The 14,589-nt window shown below is 65.4% G+C and carries 15 protein-coding genes and 1 pseudogene; 11 read left to right on the top strand and 5 right to left on the bottom strand.

Annotated elements, in window-relative coordinates; genetic code table 11:
- The first annotated feature begins 184 nt into the window (after positions 1–184).
- From CJ028_RS15185 to CJ028_RS15170, 4 genes are all read left to right on the top strand, one after another.
- Entirely contained in the window at positions 185–1,324 is a 1,140-nt protein-coding gene (locus CJ028_RS15185) for a glycosyltransferase (protein WP_240607326.1), read from the top strand.
- Positions 1,321–3,192 carry a right-handed parallel beta-helix repeat-containing protein gene (locus CJ028_RS15180; protein ID WP_105036062.1) on the top strand — a complete coding sequence of 624 codons (1,872 nt, stop codon included), beginning with the start codon at positions 1,321–1,323 and terminating at the stop codon, positions 3,190–3,192. The genes CJ028_RS15185 and CJ028_RS15180 overlap by 4 nt, the downstream gene beginning before the upstream one ends.
- Positions 3,189–4,274 carry a right-handed parallel beta-helix repeat-containing protein gene (locus CJ028_RS15175; RefSeq protein WP_129590517.1) on the top strand — a complete coding sequence of 362 codons (1,086 nt, stop codon included), beginning with the start codon at positions 3,189–3,191 and terminating at the stop codon, positions 4,272–4,274. The genes CJ028_RS15180 and CJ028_RS15175 overlap by 4 nt, the downstream gene beginning before the upstream one ends.
- A gap of 84 nt (positions 4,275–4,358) precedes the next feature.
- Positions 4,359–5,759, top strand: coding sequence for a UDP-glucose dehydrogenase family protein (locus CJ028_RS15170; RefSeq protein ID WP_105036061.1), 1,401 nt, complete (start codon positions 4,359–4,361; stop codon positions 5,757–5,759).
- 76 nt (positions 5,760–5,835) lie between these two features.
- Here CJ028_RS15170 and CJ028_RS21520 read toward each other — a convergent pair.
- The 4 genes and pseudogenes from CJ028_RS21520 to paaI form a co-directional block, all read right to left on the bottom strand.
- A pseudogene (locus tag CJ028_RS21520) lies at positions 5,836–5,991 on the bottom strand (transposase family protein); the annotation flags it as partial.
- Between the two features lie 127 nt (positions 5,992–6,118).
- Positions 6,119–6,721 carry a TetR/AcrR family transcriptional regulator gene (locus tag CJ028_RS15160; protein WP_105036059.1) on the bottom strand — a complete coding sequence of 201 codons (603 nt, stop codon included), beginning with the start codon at positions 6,719–6,721 and terminating at the stop codon, positions 6,119–6,121.
- 41 nt (positions 6,722–6,762) lie between these two features.
- Complete coding sequence (gene paaK, locus CJ028_RS15155) at positions 6,763–8,082, bottom strand: phenylacetate--CoA ligase PaaK (protein ID WP_105036058.1); 1,320 nt, start codon at positions 8,080–8,082, stop codon at positions 6,763–6,765.
- A gap of 17 nt (positions 8,083–8,099) precedes the next feature.
- Positions 8,100–8,528 carry a hydroxyphenylacetyl-CoA thioesterase PaaI gene (gene paaI / locus CJ028_RS15150; RefSeq protein ID WP_205684062.1) on the bottom strand — a complete coding sequence of 143 codons (429 nt, stop codon included), beginning with the start codon at positions 8,526–8,528 and terminating at the stop codon, positions 8,100–8,102.
- A gap of 226 nt (positions 8,529–8,754) precedes the next feature.
- Here paaI and paaA point away from each other — a divergent pair, with 226 nt between their 5' ends.
- Genes paaA through CJ028_RS15120 form a run of 6 tightly spaced genes read left to right on the top strand, consistent with a single transcriptional unit; the run spans position 8,755 to position 13,378 of the window.
- Complete coding sequence (paaA, locus tag CJ028_RS15145; RefSeq protein WP_105036067.1) at positions 8,755–9,717, top strand: 1,2-phenylacetyl-CoA epoxidase subunit PaaA; 963 nt, start codon at positions 8,755–8,757, stop codon at positions 9,715–9,717.
- Positions 9,714–10,019, top strand: coding sequence for a 1,2-phenylacetyl-CoA epoxidase subunit PaaB (gene paaB / locus CJ028_RS15140; protein WP_092106867.1), 306 nt, complete (start codon positions 9,714–9,716; stop codon positions 10,017–10,019). Before paaA ends, paaB begins: the two co-directional genes overlap by 4 nt.
- The gene (gene paaC / locus CJ028_RS15135; protein WP_105036057.1) at positions 10,016–10,870 is read left to right on the top strand and encodes a 1,2-phenylacetyl-CoA epoxidase subunit PaaC; all 855 of its coding nucleotides are present in this window, start codon (positions 10,016–10,018) and stop codon (positions 10,868–10,870) included. The genes paaB and paaC overlap by 4 nt, the downstream gene beginning before the upstream one ends.
- 35 nt (positions 10,871–10,905) lie before the next feature.
- Complete coding sequence (gene paaD / locus CJ028_RS15130) at positions 10,906–11,424, top strand: 1,2-phenylacetyl-CoA epoxidase subunit PaaD (protein WP_105036066.1); 519 nt, start codon at positions 10,906–10,908, stop codon at positions 11,422–11,424.
- Positions 11,424–12,575 carry a 1,2-phenylacetyl-CoA epoxidase subunit PaaE gene (gene paaE / locus CJ028_RS15125; protein ID WP_105036056.1) on the top strand — a complete coding sequence of 384 codons (1,152 nt, stop codon included), beginning with the start codon at positions 11,424–11,426 and terminating at the stop codon, positions 12,573–12,575. The genes paaD and paaE overlap by 1 nt, the downstream gene beginning before the upstream one ends.
- A 29-nt stretch (positions 12,576–12,604) precedes the next feature.
- Complete coding sequence (locus CJ028_RS15120) at positions 12,605–13,378, top strand: enoyl-CoA hydratase/isomerase family protein (protein ID WP_105036055.1); 774 nt, start codon at positions 12,605–12,607, stop codon at positions 13,376–13,378.
- 20 nt (positions 13,379–13,398) lie between these two features.
- Here CJ028_RS15120 and CJ028_RS15115 read toward each other — a convergent pair whose 3' ends face one another.
- Positions 13,399–13,839, bottom strand: coding sequence for an EamA family transporter (locus CJ028_RS15115; protein ID WP_105036054.1), 441 nt, complete (start codon positions 13,837–13,839; stop codon positions 13,399–13,401).
- Positions 13,840–13,887: 48 nt separating this feature from the next.
- On the opposite strand from CJ028_RS15115, the gene CJ028_RS15110 reads away from it, so the two are divergent.
- Complete coding sequence (locus tag CJ028_RS15110) at positions 13,888–14,514, top strand: hypothetical protein (protein WP_105036053.1); 627 nt, start codon at positions 13,888–13,890, stop codon at positions 14,512–14,514.
- The last annotated feature ends 75 nt before the right edge of the window (positions 14,515–14,589 follow it).

Below are 14,589 nucleotides of genomic sequence, written 5' to 3'. Positions count from 1 at the left end.
CGTGGTGGAAGGAGCCTTGCAGGTGGCTCTCAACCACGCCAACTATGGCTCTGAACGACACGATTCATGACTCCGGGGGCTGGCCCTCAGTCGCACCGCCCCCGGCTCCCTTGGAAGCCAATATTCAGTGATTCTCTCCGTGCGGGCGAAGCCGATCGAAAGCGATTTCCGGACCACTACATCCGTGGTCGTCCCGTCGTACCACGAAGACCCGGACATTCTCATGCGCTGCCTGGAGTCGTGGCGTGAGCAAGACCCGACGGAGATCATCATTGTGCTCGACGTCGCCGACGTCGAAGCATTCGACCGCATCGCCGCCCTCGGTGATCACAGGGTCACACCGATGCTGTTCCACCACGTCGGCAAACGCTCCGCCCTGGGCGTCGGCATCCGCCGCGCAGCCTCGGAGATCCTGCTCCTCACCGATTCGGACACGTCATGGGAGCCTGGGCTGCTGGTGAACGCTCAGAAGCCCTTCGCCGACCCGTTCGTAGGAGCGGTCAGTACCCAGCAGAACGTGTACCAGCGCACCACGAGCGTCTGGCGCCGCGTCGCCGACTGGCTGGTGAACTTGCGCTATCTGAACTACGTCCCCGCGATGGGAGCGGCCGGCGCCGTACCCTGCGTTTCCGGGCGCACCGCGGTCTACCGCCGCGCCGCAGTGCTCCCTGTTCTCGGCAGCCTCGAGAACGAGTTCTTCCTCGGCAAGCGCTGCATCTCCGGCGACGATGGGCGGCTCACCTGGCTGGTTCTCGCCTCCGGGTACAAGACGGTGCACCAGTCGTCGGCGAAGGCGCTGTCGATGTTCCCCGATACGTTCAGCGCGTTCGTGAAGCAGCGGGTGAGATGGAGCCGCAACTCCTACCGGTGCTACCTGACCGCGATCGCGAAGGGGTGGCTGTGGCGTGTGCCGTTTGTCACCAAGGTCACGGTGCTGCAAATCCTTCTCACCCCGGTGACTATGGGGCTCACCATCGGCTACCTGCTTTTCAGCCGCCTGGACCTCACACCCCTCGGCATCGCAGCTACCGCTGCGTGGCTGCTCCTCGGCCGCGGGATCCGAGGGTACGCCCATCTGGCGAAGCACCCGCAGGAAATCCTGATGCTCCCCCTCATCGCGCTGGTCGTGGTTTTCATCGCGCTCCCGGTCAAACTCTTCGCGTTCGTCACGATGAACAAGCAGGGGTGGCTAACCCGCCACGCGGACACAGTCGGCGGTGACGGTCAGAGCGCTCGCACCCTGATTGCTGACCCGTCCCTTGCTTTCCACAACGGTGACGCTCCGGTCACAGCTTCCGCGCCAACCTCTGCCGTGGGCGCGTGAGGCGCCGCGCAGTCGCAGCGGTCGCTGCGGCGCTGGTCCTGGGCGCGCTTGCCCTTCCGGTCACCTCGGGCATCGCGTTCGCGGCGGACGACGAGACGGATGCCAGTCGTGCGCTCCACTACGCCGGCGATCCCGCAGCTGAGGCGCGCATCTCCGCAGCTGAGGAACGGCGTCTGATCGAGGTTCGCTCCATCGCGAACGCTGCTGACTGGAGCGGACAGTCCCGTTACAAGCCGTACCGGATGGTGACAGGAAACCTGTACACCCTCGTGCTCGTCGCACGAGAGGCCCCGTACACGCTCGACCATCTGGCACGGCTCGCGCCGCGCACGTTCACCCGGCAGCCGGACGGGAGCTACCTCCTGGCGGAGAACATCGTCGTCGAGGACGGGGCGACGCTCGACCTCAGCGATGAGGGCCTGGTGCTGCGCATGCTGTCCACCGCCCAGTCGTTCGTTTCCATCGTCACTCTCGGCGGGTCGCTGTCAGCCACCGGTTCGACCGACCAGCCGATGACGGTCACTAGCTGGGATCCGGACACGGGCAAGGTGGACTCGGACACGTCCGACGGCCGCGCCTATATACGGGTCATCGGCGGGCACGCGGAGCTAGGTTTTGCCGCATTCGATCACCTGGGTTTCTGGAGCGGAATGACCGGCGGGCTCTCCCTCACCGGCACGGACCTGCCCGACAAAGGCACAGACAACCTACCTGAGAAGGGAACCAACGCCCGCGACACGGAAGGCATCGCCGACACCGCGACCATGGAGGTGTTCGGCACCGAAATTCTCACCACGGAGGAAGCATCCGTGCTCGACATGTCCCCTGACCTCAGTGGATACTCCTACGTTTCCGCACTCATCCACGACGTCACACTGAGCAACAACGCGTTCGGCTTGTTCGTCACCAGCGCCGACGGTGTGGTGGTCAGGGACTCGGTGGTCGAAGATAGCCTAGTAGACGGCATCGTCTTCCACCGTCACGTCACGAACAGCGAGATCGAGCGGACAAGCTCGACCGGCAACATCGTCGACGGTTTTCGCCTCACCCGCGCCACGTCGGGCATTATCCTCGATCACGTGACCGCGAACGACAACGGACGCAACGGAATCTCTCTGGACGGGCAGCCGCTCGCGGAGGGCCCCAGCGCCACCGGCATGCCGGTCGGCGTCTACGGCAACAATACCGTTTCGAACAGCTCCGCCACGTCGAACGGCCGGTACGGCATCGAGGTGATCGGTGGCGAGAACATCCTGGTGGACGGAAACACCGTCACCCGCAACAGCGTCGGAATCGTCGTCCGGTCCGGTGCCGCGGCTGTGATGGTGAAGGGCAACACCGTCGAGGGCTCCGGAGTGCAAGGCATCGCGATCCGTGACGCCGCACTCGACAACGTCATCCGGAGCAACACCGTCACCGGCGGTGAGACCGGCATCTACCTCCGTGACGCCGGTGCGTTCATTACCCGTAACACTGTCGAGGACGTCACGAATCACGCGGTCACTCTCATCGGAGCGACCGGGTCGAGCGACATCACCCGCAACACCGTCTCCGGCTCGGGGCCGAGCGCGATCGACGTCGCCCGCACCGTCGGCGCGACGACCGGAGGCAATGACGTGGAGAACTGGCGGAGCACCAAACCGCTTGATGTCATCCTCCGCGGCATCTTCCAACCGCTGACGGTGATGTGGCTGCTCCTCGCGGCACTGCTCCTGGTGACCGCGGTGAGCAGCATCGGTCGGCGGCACACCAGCATCCGGCACCCGTACGCTAATCTGGCACCACTCAGCAGCTACACCAAAGGCGAAATCAGCCGCGACCAGGTGCTGGCACCTGCGGCCGTGCGCCGGAGAGCGAACACCGAATGATCAGGATCATCCGCAGCTACCCCGTATTCGCCGTGGTCAGCGCGGCCGTGGCAGGTGCGGTGCTCGGCGCGGCCATCATCGGTGGTCTGTCGGCGGCGAGCCGCGAACGTCTCGCAGCTGACGCGCCGCTGGCCGTCGCAGAGACCGCAGCCCCGGCGGCCACCCCGACACCCACCCCCAGGAGGCAGGCGGCAGCCAGCTGCGGCGAGCCGACCGTCACGGTAGCCGACGCCGACGAGCTGACCGAGGCGCTCGGCAACGCAGCAGCTGGCGACGCGATCGAACTCGTGGCTGGAACGTACATCGGCAACTTCGTGGCGGAGAACTCCGGCACCGCGGATGCCCCGATCACGCTGTGCGGGACCGCGGACGCCATTCTGGACGGTGGCGACGAATCCCACGGGTACGTCTTCCACCTGGACGGTGCGAAGTACTGGCACCTCACAGGATTCACGGTAACCAACGGGCAGAAAGGGCTGATGGCCGACACGACTGTCGGCACCATCATCGAAGGCCTGACCGTCAATCACATCGGGGACGAAGCCATCCACCTCCGAAAAGCCAGCACCGACAATGTCATCGTGGGCAACACCATCAGCGACACCGGGCTGCGCAAACCCAAGTTCGGCGAAGGCATCTACATCGGAACCGCGGAAAGCAACTGGTGCGATATCTCCGACTGCTCCCCCGATCTCTCTGACCGCAACCGTGTCGAGTTCAACACGATCTTCGGAACGACCTCGGAAAGCGTCGACATCAAGGAAGGTACGTCGGGAGGCATCGTAAAGGGAAACACCTTCGACGGCTCTTTCATCGTCGAAGCCGACTCATGGGTCGACGTCAAAGGCAACGACTGGACCATCGAGGGAAACGTCGGCACGACCTCGCCCAACGACGGTTTTCAAACCCACGAGATCGTCGACGGCTGGGGAACAGGCAACGTCTTTCGGGGCAACACCGCCAACGTCAACGGCCCAGGTTTCGGGTTCTCCCTCACCCCCGTGTTGCACAACGTCGCCGACTGCAGCAACACCACCTCCGGAGCAGGTGAAGGGTTCAGCAACACCCCCTGCTCCCCCTAGACGGGCGGGCGCAAACCCGAATCTTGCGCCCGCCTCGCACCACCTCATCATCCACTCCCACTCCCACCCCCAGGAGGCACCGCCATGTCTACTCACGCTACCCAGATCGCCAAACACCCGAAGATAACGGTCATCGGAACCGGCTACCTCGGCGCCACCCATGCCGTGTGCATGGCCATCCTCGGCTTCGACGTTCTCGGCGTCGACGTCGACCAGAAGAAGATCGACGCACTCGCCGCAGGGAACGTCCCGTTCTTTGAACCCGGCCTGCCGGAGAAGCTACGGGAAGCGCTCGACTCTGGCCGGCTGAACTTCACCACCGACCTCGAGCGTGCCGCCGAATTCGGTGACGTGCACTTCATCTGCGTCGGAACTCCGCAGGCGCCCGACTCTCACGCCGCCGACATGACCTACGTCGATTCCGCGTTCTCCGAACTCGCCAGGCGCATCACCCGGAAAGCGTTGCTCGTCGGGAAGTCCACCGTTCCGATCGGCACCGCCGCCCGCGTCACCGAGCTGGTGCAGCGTATCTCCCCGCTCGGCACCGAGCTCGAAGTGGCATGGAACCCTGAGTTCCTGCGCGAGGGGTTCGCCGTGCAGGACACACTGCACCCGGATCGCCTGGTGTTCGGGGTCGCGTCGCTGTGGGCAGAGCATCAGCTGTCCGCGGCGTTCCGGCCGATCCTCGACCAGGGCACCCCCGTCGTCATGGCTGACCTCGCGACCTCGGAGCTGGTGAAAGTCGCCGCGAACTCGTTCCTGGCGACGAAGATCTCCTTCATCAACGCCATGGCGGAAGTATGCGAGGTAACCGGCGCGGACGTGAACCTCCTCGCCCAGGCACTTTCCTACGACACCCGGATCGGTGGCCGGTTCTTGAAACCCGGCCTCGGGTTCGGCGGCGGCTGCCTCCCGAAAGACATCCGGGCGTTCACCCACCGTGCCGGCGAACTCGGCGTCGGCCAGGCCGTCGCGTTTCTGAAGGAGGTCGACGACATCAACAACCGCCGCCGCGTTCGAACCGTGGACCTCATCCGCGAGATGGCCGGCGGCACCCTCGCCGGCATCCGCGTCGCCTGCCTGGGCGCTGCGTTCAAACCGAACTCGGACGACGTGCGTGACGCTCCGGCACTCGACGTCGCCCGGATGCTGTACGTCGAAGGCGCGATCGTCACCGTGTATGACCCGGAAGCGAACGACAACGCGCACCGCCTGTACCCGGACTTGAACTACGCAGAAAGCATGATCGCTGCTGTCGTCGGAGCGGACGTCGTCGCGTTGCTCACCGAATGGCAGCAGTTCCGGGAGGCCGACCCCGACGACCTCAGCCGCCTCGTGTCGCACAAGAGGATCGTGGACGGACGGCACGCGCTTGACGCTGACCGCTACCGGGCCAAAGGCTGGCAGTACCGCGCGCTCGGCCGTCCCGCGGAATCCGCAACCGTAGCCCTCGCGTTCGACGCGCGGGATGAGATTCTCGCCTGAACAACGCCGCTTGAGTCAGCCGGGCCTGCCGCCCATGCTTCGAGGCGCGGCAGGCCCGGCTGGTGCGGGGTGCGGCCGGTCGCTCGCTCGCCGCGCAGCGTTTGCGCCAATAGACCAACACGGTCGAGTGAAACGCGGTCTCCGGCAACGAGAACCCACACGCGGCTTTCCACCGCAAGTCATCCGTCAACGCTTCGGCCGATTCTCGGTCGGAGAGGTTGTGCAGCGTTTGAGACACGGGAAGAAGACGCCCGGCTGCAGCGTCGACATCATAAATTCGCGTTGACCATCATCACACTCCCGACGAAAGCGAGCGATACGAAAGATTGGGTCGTGTCCAGACAGGCTCAACCGCTGGTTCAAGCCGGGCGGCGGAGGCCATTCAGGGCTACGGCGAGCACGTCGTCGGCGAGGTGGGCGGCATCCTCTGGACCTTCTGCGCGATACCACTCGGCGATGGAGTTGACCATGCCGAAGAGTAGTCGCGTGACGACTCGCGGGTCGATGTCGCTGCGCAGTGAGCCCTCGTCGCGGGCCTCGACGACCAGAGCCGAGACGGCTCGGTCGAAGGCGCGGCGCCGAGTCAGCGCGTCGCGCTCGACCTCGGTGTTGCCGCGCACGCGCAAGAGCAGCGTTACGTACGGCAGCCGGTCCGCGAGCACGAGCACGGCCCCGCGGAGCACGTAGGCCAGGCGGTCGATGGCACTGCCTGTCACAGCGCCGGACTCGAGCAGCACGCCCTCGAGACCATTGAGGGCCTCGTCGAGGGCGAGCTGCAGCACCTCGTCCTTGGAGGAGAAGTGGTGGTAAATGGCCGCCTTCGAGAGGGACAGGCGGGTTGCGAGCACTCCCATCGAGGTGGCGTCGTAGCCGAATTCGTTGAACGCGGTGACGGCGATCGCCAGGATGGCGCGCTGATCGTAGCCGGGGCGCCCGCGTTTAGGGGTGTGTACTTCAGACATAGGTCTTGAGTCTCTCACGCAGACGTGCCGGCCACGACAAGCTAGCGCAGGTCGTAGACGCGCTTGTGCTTACCGGTGCTGCGCTCCAGCGTTCCAGGTTCAACGATAAAGACGTTGACGCTTGATCCAATCCGGTCCTTGATCAGGGCGATCAGGAGTGCGCGGGCAACCGTTGACTCCGAATCAGTGGAGTGCTCATGGCGTTCGATGCGCACGGTCAGTTCGTCCATGCGCGACGGCCGCGTCAGTTCGAGCACGAAGTGCGGGGAGAGGTGCTCGATGCCGAGCACGATCTCCTCGATCTGGGTCGGGAACAGGTTCACCCCGCGCAGAATGATCATGTCGTCATTGCGACCGGTGATCTTCTCCATGCGGCGCATCCCGGGTCGGGCGGTGCCGGGCAGCAACCGGGTCAGGTCGCGGGTACGGTAGCGGATGACCGGAAAAGCCTCCTTGGTGAGGGAGGTGAATACCAGTTCGCCGGTTTCGCCGTCCGGCAGCGTAACGCCGGTGTCACCGTTAATGATCTCCGGCAGAAAGTGGTCTTCCCAGAGGTGCGGGCCGTCCTTCGACTCGATGCATTCGTTGCCGACGCCCGGCCCCATGACCTCACTGAGCCCGTAGATGTCGAGTGCGTCAAAGTCGAGGCGGTCCTCGAGCTCGAGGCGCATCTGGTTGGTCCACGGCTCAGCACCGAGCACCCCGGCCCTGAGGCTTGAACGGCGCGGGTCGAGGCCGGCTGCGACCATGGCGTCGGTAATGGTGAGGAGGTAGCTGGGAGTGGACAGAATGACGTCGGGCTCGAAGTCGGTGATCATCTGCACCTGCTTGTTGGTCTGGCCACCCGACATGGGGATGGCGCAGGCACCGAGTGCTTCAATGCCGGCGTGGGCGCCGAGCCCGCCGGTAAACAGACCATAACCGTAGGCGTTGTGCACCTTCATGCCGGGACGCACTCCGGATGCGCGCAGGCTGCGGGCCACCAGACCCGACCACATGGCGAGGTCCTTCTTCGTGTAGCCGACGACCGTTGGCAAGCCCGTGGTGCCCGAGGAGGTGTGAATGCGCGCGACCTGGTCCATCGGCACCGCGAACATGCCGAACGGATACGAGACGCGCAGGTCTTCCTTGGTCGTGAACGGCAGCAACGCCACGTCTTCGAGAGTACGAATGTCGTCCGGGTGCACGCCGGCAGCATCAAATTTGCGTGTGTAGAGAGGTACGTTCGCGTAGGCGTGCCGCACGGTATGCTGCAGGCGCGTCAGCTGCAGCGCGCGAATCTCGGCCTGCGACATCCTCTCGGCCGCGTCGAGTTCTGCGAGGGCCGGTGCGTGCAGACGGGTCTTGGTCAGCGTTGACATGATGCCTTCCGGAAGGGCTAGAGGTGGTTGCGGGCAGGAACGGGCAGGTTTGTGGTGCGGCTACGACCGCGAAATTCGGCCACCGTGACGTCGTTATCAATCGTGACCCGCACATCGTAGATGCCGCTGCGGCCGCTTTTTACCCGCAGAAGTGCGGTTGCGGTGAGGTTCTGACCGCTCGTAGTGGGCTTCAGAAAGGTGATGTCGGCACCGGCCGCGAGCGTCACGTGGTGCGAATCGTTGCAGGCGATGGCGAAGGCCGTGTCGGCGAGGGCGAACACGAAACCGCCGTGGGTCACATCGAAACCGTTGAGCATGTCGTCGCGCACGACCATCGAGACGACCGAGTGGCCCGGCTCGTTGCGGTGCACGATCATGCCGAGAGAAGCGGATGCCCGGTCGCGTTGCATCATGGCCTCACTGCCTACGGGCGGTGCTTCCGTCATTCGGTTCTCCTCATTGAGTTGCCGTGCAGGTCGGGGGTTGCCCGACCGATAATGTGACTATATACTAACTGAACGATCGGTTGGTAATAGATTGCCGATCCGTGCGCAAAATTCCCGACGTGCATCACCTTAGCGTCGCCAGCTTGTGCACGATTACGATCAGACCACGACCACCGCAGTCAACGCAGACCAGGAGCCGATGATGACAAGCACCATCACGCCCGATATGAGCGCACCCGTCGCTATCAGCGTCGAAGAACAGCAGTTCAACGATCTGATCGAAGCCGATTCGCGCATTGAGCCGCGCGACTGGATGCCCGAGGGCTACCGCAAGTCGCTCGTGCGCCAGATCTCGCAGCACGCGCACTCTGAGATCATCGGTATGCAACCCGAGTCGAACTGGATCACGCGCGCCCCGAGCCTTAAGCGCAAGGCCATCCTCATGGCCAAGGTGCAGGACGAAGCCGGTCACGGTCTCTACCTCTATTCCGCCGCGCAAACCCTGGGCGCCACCCGCGACGACATGACGGATGCCCTCATCGCTGGCAAGGCACGTTACTCGAGCATCTTCAACTACCCCACCCCGAGCTGGGCCGACATGGGCTCGATCGGCTGGCTCGTCGACGGCGCCGCCATCTGTAACCAGGTGCCGCTCTGCCGGGCCTCCTACGGCCCGTACGGCCGCGCGATGGTGCGCATCTGCAAGGAAGAATCCTTCCACCAGCGCCAGGGCTTCGAGATTCTGCTCGAGCTCATGCAGGGCACCGATGAGCAACGCCAAATGGCGCAGGACTCAGTCAACCGCTGGTACTGGCCCGCGCTGATGATGTTCGGCCCGCCCGATGACGACTCGCCCAACTCGGCCCAGTCGATGGCCTGGAAGATCAAGCGTCACTCCAATGACGAGCTGCGCCAGCGTTTCGTGAACATGCTCGTTCCCCAGGCCGCGGTGCTCGGTGTGACCCTGCCCGACCCCGACCTGCACTTCAACGAAGAAACCCAGCAGTGGGATCTCGGCGAGATCGACTGGACCGAGTTCCACGAAGTGCTCGCCGGTCGCGGCCCGAACAACGCCCAGCGTCTGCAGCGTCGCCGTGACGCCCACGAAGACGGCGCCTGGGTGCGCGAAGCAGCCGCCGCTTATGCGCGTAAACAGTCCGCACGAACCGAAGAAATGGCAGCCTCATGACTACTCCCGGCGATTCCGCAGCAGAAATCTGGCCGCTCTGGGAGGTCTTCGTGCGCTCCAACCGCGGCCTCAGCCACGTGCACGTCGGCTCCCTGCATGCTCCCGACGAGACCCTCGCCGTGCGCAACGCCCGCGACCTGTACACGCGTCGCAGTGAGGGCGTCTCGGTCTGGGTCGTTCCTGCCGCCGCCATCACCACGAGCGATCCAGACGCCAAGGGCGCTTTCTTCGAATCGCCCGCCGGCAAGAACTACCGTCACGCGAGCTACTACTCCAAGAGCGAAGGAGTCAAGCACCTATGACTGACGACACTGTGAACATTGACAGCGCCGAAGCGGATGCCGACAACCACGGCCACGTCGCCGTCGATGTCACCACCCTCGACGCCGAGCTGATCGAAGGCCCGTCCGTCGCGACAGCTGACATTGCGGAATACGCCCTGTGGCTCGGCGACGACTCGCTCATTCTGGCCCAGCAACTTGGCGCCTGGATCTCCCGCGCCCCCGAGCTCGAAGAAGACGTCGCCCTCGGCAACGTCGGCCTCGACCTGATCGGCCACGCCCGTTCCCTGCTGCACTACGCCGGCACCGCCACGAACCGCAGCGAAGATGACCTCGCCTACTGGCGCACCGAGCCCGATTTTCGCTCGCTTCACATCGTCGAACAGCCCAACGGTGACTTCGCGCACACGATCGCACGCCAGTTCATCGTGTCCCACTACCTGTTCGAGCTGTACAGCCGACTGCGGGCATCCGCTGATGCGACCCTCGCAGCGATCGCAGCCAAGGCAGTGAAAGAGGTCGACTACCACCGCGACCATTCGAAGCAGTGGGTGCTGCGTCTCACGCAGGGCACCGACGAGTCACGCCGCCGCATGGTCACCGCGCTGAGCGACCTCTGGCCCTACGTCGAGGAGATCTTTCGCGACGACCCGCTCATCGAACGCCTCGAAGGAATCGCGGTGCGCCCGTCGAGCCTGCGCCCGGCGTTCGACGCGGCCATCGCGCCGGTGCTCGCCGAGGCCGAGCTGGAGATTCCGCGCGGTTTCGTCGCCTCTGGCGGCGGCCGCACCGGCAAGCACTCCGAACACCTCGCCTTTCTGCTCGCCGAGATGCAGGTACTCACCCGCGCCCACCCCGGAGCATCATGGTGACCACGCAGGTGCACGCTTCTGACCAGCACGAGGCCATGGCCCGCCCGCGTCCGTCCGACACGTTGTCCCTTGCAGCCTGGACCATCGCCGCCCGGGTCGTCGACCCCGAGATCCCGGTGCTCACCATCGAAGACCTCGGTGTGCTGCGCTCGGTGAAAGTCACGAGCGACGCCGTAGCGGTGACACTCACGCCGACCTACAGCGGATGCCCCGCCATGGACGCCATGCGCGACGACGTTCTCGGGGTGCTCACCGCTGCCGGCTACCAGAACGTGTCGGTTCGGCTCGTGCTGAGCCCGGCCTGGACCACCGACTGGATGAGTGAGATCGGCAAGGCGAAGCTCCGCGAATACGGCATCGCAGCCCCCACCGGGCATGCGACCGTGCGCGGTTCAGGGCCGGCCGGCCCGATCCGTCTGAAAATGGCCGTGAAATGCCCGCGCTGCTCCTCGCTCAATACCCGCGAGCTCGCCCGCTTCGGCTCCACCTCCTGCAAGTCCCTCTACGAATGCCGAGACTGCCTCGAGCCGTTCGACTACTTCAAGGTGCTCTAATGGCTGCAACACGTCTCGAATCCACGAACCAGGGCGCAACGACCCTGGCGCCGGTCAAACACCGCGCACGCTTTCACACCCTCACGGTGGCCGAAGTGCGCGCACTCACCGCCGACAGCGTCGAGGTCACCTTCACCGTTCCGCCCAAATTGCAGGGCGCGTTCGACTACCTGCCCGGCCAGCACCTGGCCCTGCGCGCCACGATCAACGGCCAGGAGCTGCGCCGCAGCTACTCGATCTGCCGGCCCGCGGCGAGCGACGGCGGCCAGATCAGCGTCGCCATCAAACGCGACCTCGGCGGTGCCTTCTCCACCTGGGCCAACAGCGAACTGCACCCCGGCGACGAGATCGACGTGATGAGTCCGCAGGGCAGCTTCACCTCGACCCTGCGTGATCTCGATCACAAGCACATCGTCGGCGTCGCCGCCGGCTCGGGAATCACCCCGTTGATGGCCCTCGCGCACACCGTGCTTGCCGCGTCTCCGACCTCGATGTTCACCCTCGTCTACACCAACCGCACCGCGCTCGACGTGATGTTCCTCGACGAACTGGCCGAGCTCAAGGACCGCTACCCGGCCCGCCTCGCGCTGTACCACGTGCTCTCCCGCGAGCAGCGCTCATCGTCGCTGCTCTCCGGTCGCATCGACGAAGAGAAGTTTCGGCGCATGCTCGACACCATCCTTCGCCCGGCCACTGTCGATGAGTGGTTCCTCTGCGGTCCGTTCGAACTCGTGCAGCTCTGCCGCGACACCCTGGAGACCACCGGCGTCGAGCGCTCGCACGTGCGGTTTGAGCTCTTCACCACCGGCGAGCCCTCGGCTGCCAGCGGCGACCGCGGCCGGCCGGTCATCATGGGCCAGGGCGACAAGACCTTCCAGATCGAGTTCACCCTCGACGGCCAGAGCAACACGGTCACCACCCCGGTGAACGCGAACGAGAGCATCTTGAACGCCGCCCTGCGGGTTCGGCCCGACGTGCCGTTCGCCTGTGCTGGCGGCGTCTGCGGAACCTGCCGCGCCAAACTGGTCAGCGGTGATGTCACGATGACCGAGAACTACGCGCTCGAACCCGAAGAACTCGCCCGCGGTTATGTGCTGACCTGCCAGTCACACCCGACCACCGACACCGTCGTCGTCGACTACGACGTTTAACCCGTTCACTACCCGAGAAAGCGGATGCCGTGATTGACCTCTCGATAGACAGTGACGTTGCCCACGTGGTGCTGAACGCGCCCGACAAGCTCAACGCCCTCGATGAGGCCGCGATCGTCGAACTCGACGCGGTCTACCAGGAGGCCGAGCGGGCCGGCGTGCGCGCGCTGGTGCTGAGCGGGGAAGGCCGGGCCTTCTGCGCCGGCCGCGATATCTCTGCCGTTGATCCGCGCACCGACGACGTGCTCGGGTATCTCGGCGACCTCGTCACCCCGCTGCTTCAGCGCATGAGCCGATTTCCCGCTCCGACCTTCGCGGCGGCCCACGGCGCCTGCCTCGGCGTGGGCCTCGGCCTGCTCATCGCCACCGACGTCGTCTACGTCGCCGACACCGCGAAGATCGGCTCGCCGTTCGCGAACCTCGGAGCCACGCTCGACTCCGGCGGGCACGCCCTGTTCGTGGAAAGACTCGGTGCGCACCGAACCCTCGACCTGATCTACAGCGGCCGCCTCATGTCCGGGGCAGAGGCCGTCGCCGGCGGACTGTTCAGCCAGGTATTTGCGGCCGCAGAACTGACCGAGGCGACCGTGCAGGCGGCGACGCGCGCGGCATCCGGTGCAACGCAGGCCTTTCTCGCGAGCAAAGCGCTCGTGCAATCGTTGCGTGACGAACGCCTCGGGCTGTGGCAGAGTCTGAGCGACGAGACCGCGGCCCAGGCCGGGCTCTGCGCCACCGGCGACTACCGCGAGGGCTTCGCGGCCTTCCAGGAGAAGCGTAAGCCCGCTTTCACCGGCCGCGCCTGACCGGGGCCCACGGTCGCGCCTCAGGCGATCGCGAGCATTCCGGCCGCTGTGAGGGCGAGGGCGAGGCCGAGCCACTGCACCGGCGCGATGCGTTCCTTGAGCACGACGGCGGCCAGCAGAATCGTGCCAGCCGGGTACATGGCCGTGAGCACGCTGACCACGCTCAGGTCACCGAGGCGTAGCCCGAGCAGTAACAGAAAGTTCGCGGTGACGTCGATCACGCCGCAGGCGACGGCCAGCTTCACACCGGTTGCAAGCGCCGCGCGGTCGACGGCATCCGCTTCAACGTTTGATGGGGCCGCCGGGACCAAGACCGGCACGGCAGCCTGCGCGCGTCGTCGGCGCAGCGCGCGCAGGGCGATGAGCCCGACGACCGCGAACATGATGCCGCCGTTGACGGCACGGTTCATGACCAGGGGAACGAGGCCGCTGTCGGCCGGGGTCTGGTCGATCAGAATCATGAACGCAGGGTCGGTCCGTTACTCTGGAGGGACCTGGAGGAGGGGCACATGCAGACACGCTGGGCCCGCTTCGCGCGCGGCTGGATCGTCGCCGTGTTCTCGACCTTTGTCGCAGCCCTCTCGCACACGCTCGGTGGCGACTCGGCGCCCGGCCTGCTGGCGGTCGTCGTGTCGCTCGCCTTTGCCGGAATGGTTTGCGTCGCCCTCTCGGGTCGCACTCGGTCCTTCTGGCGTGGCGCGGCATCCGTTTTGATCAGCCAAGTCATCTTTCACGGGCTGTTCTCGCTCGGAGCGCCGGGTGGGGTGCTCGGGGCCGAGGCGGTTGCCGCATCGGGCACCCACCAGCACGCGGCGCTGCCCGGGCTGATCGACCCGAAGGTTCTCGGCTCGACCACGCCAATGGCCCACGATTCCACGGCTATGTGGGTCGCTCACTTCGGTGCCGCGATCGTGACGATTCTGGCTCTGCGGTACGCGGAACGTGCGTTCTGGAGGCTGGTCGAGAACGTTCGTCTGGGTATCCGCACGCTGTTCGTTCCTGCCCAATTAGTGCTGCCGGTGGTAGCGCCGCGGCGAATTCGTCACGATGCGCCGGTATTGTCGCCGCGCGATCTGGTTTTGGTGTTGTCGGCGATGAGACATCGTGGTCCGCCGGTCTGCGCGCTCGCCGCGTAATTACAGCACAAACCAGACCATTTTCCTCGCCGCGCCGAACGACCAGCAGAGGCTTCGTCTGCATCGTTCGGCTAG

It is taken from the genome of Cryobacterium aureum, assembly GCF_002954245.1.
GTDB classification, from domain to species: domain Bacteria; phylum Actinomycetota; class Actinomycetes; order Actinomycetales; family Microbacteriaceae; genus Cryobacterium; species Cryobacterium aureum.
Note: the sequence above shows the minus strand (reverse complement) of the source record. Positions and strands in the feature narration are given on the sequence as shown.

What these genes read in the sequence shown, in the direction of transcription:
- paaK (WP_105036058.1), bottom strand. Translation starts at nt 8,082, where the DNA reads ATGTCAACGCTGACCAAGACCCGTCTGCACGCACCGGCCCTCGCAGAA.
- CJ028_RS15170 (WP_105036061.1), top strand. Translation starts at nt 4,359, where the DNA reads ATGTCTACTCACGCTACCCAGATCGCCAAACACCCGAAGATAACGGTC.
- CJ028_RS15175 (WP_129590517.1), top strand. Translation starts at nt 3,189, where the DNA reads ATGATCAGGATCATCCGCAGCTACCCCGTATTCGCCGTGGTCAGCGCG.
- CJ028_RS15160 (WP_105036059.1), bottom strand. Translation starts at nt 6,721, where the DNA reads ATGTCTGAAGTACACACCCCTAAACGCGGGCGCCCCGGCTACGATCAG.
- paaE (WP_105036056.1), top strand. Translation starts at nt 11,424, where the DNA reads ATGGCTGCAACACGTCTCGAATCCACGAACCAGGGCGCAACGACCCTG.
- paaI (WP_205684062.1), bottom strand. Translation starts at nt 8,528, where the DNA reads ATGACGGAAGCACCGCCCGTAGGCAGTGAGGCCATGATGCAACGCGAC.
- paaB (WP_092106867.1), top strand. Translation starts at nt 9,714, where the DNA reads ATGACTACTCCCGGCGATTCCGCAGCAGAAATCTGGCCGCTCTGGGAG.
- CJ028_RS15115 (WP_105036054.1), bottom strand. Translation starts at nt 13,839, where the DNA reads ATGATTCTGATCGACCAGACCCCGGCCGACAGCGGCCTCGTTCCCCTG.
- paaC (WP_105036057.1), top strand. Translation starts at nt 10,016, where the DNA reads ATGACTGACGACACTGTGAACATTGACAGCGCCGAAGCGGATGCCGAC.
- paaD (WP_105036066.1), top strand. Translation starts at nt 10,906, where the DNA reads ATGGCCCGCCCGCGTCCGTCCGACACGTTGTCCCTTGCAGCCTGGACC.
- CJ028_RS15110 (WP_105036053.1), top strand. Translation starts at nt 13,888, where the DNA reads ATGCAGACACGCTGGGCCCGCTTCGCGCGCGGCTGGATCGTCGCCGTG.
- paaA (WP_105036067.1), top strand. Translation starts at nt 8,755, where the DNA reads ATGAGCGCACCCGTCGCTATCAGCGTCGAAGAACAGCAGTTCAACGAT.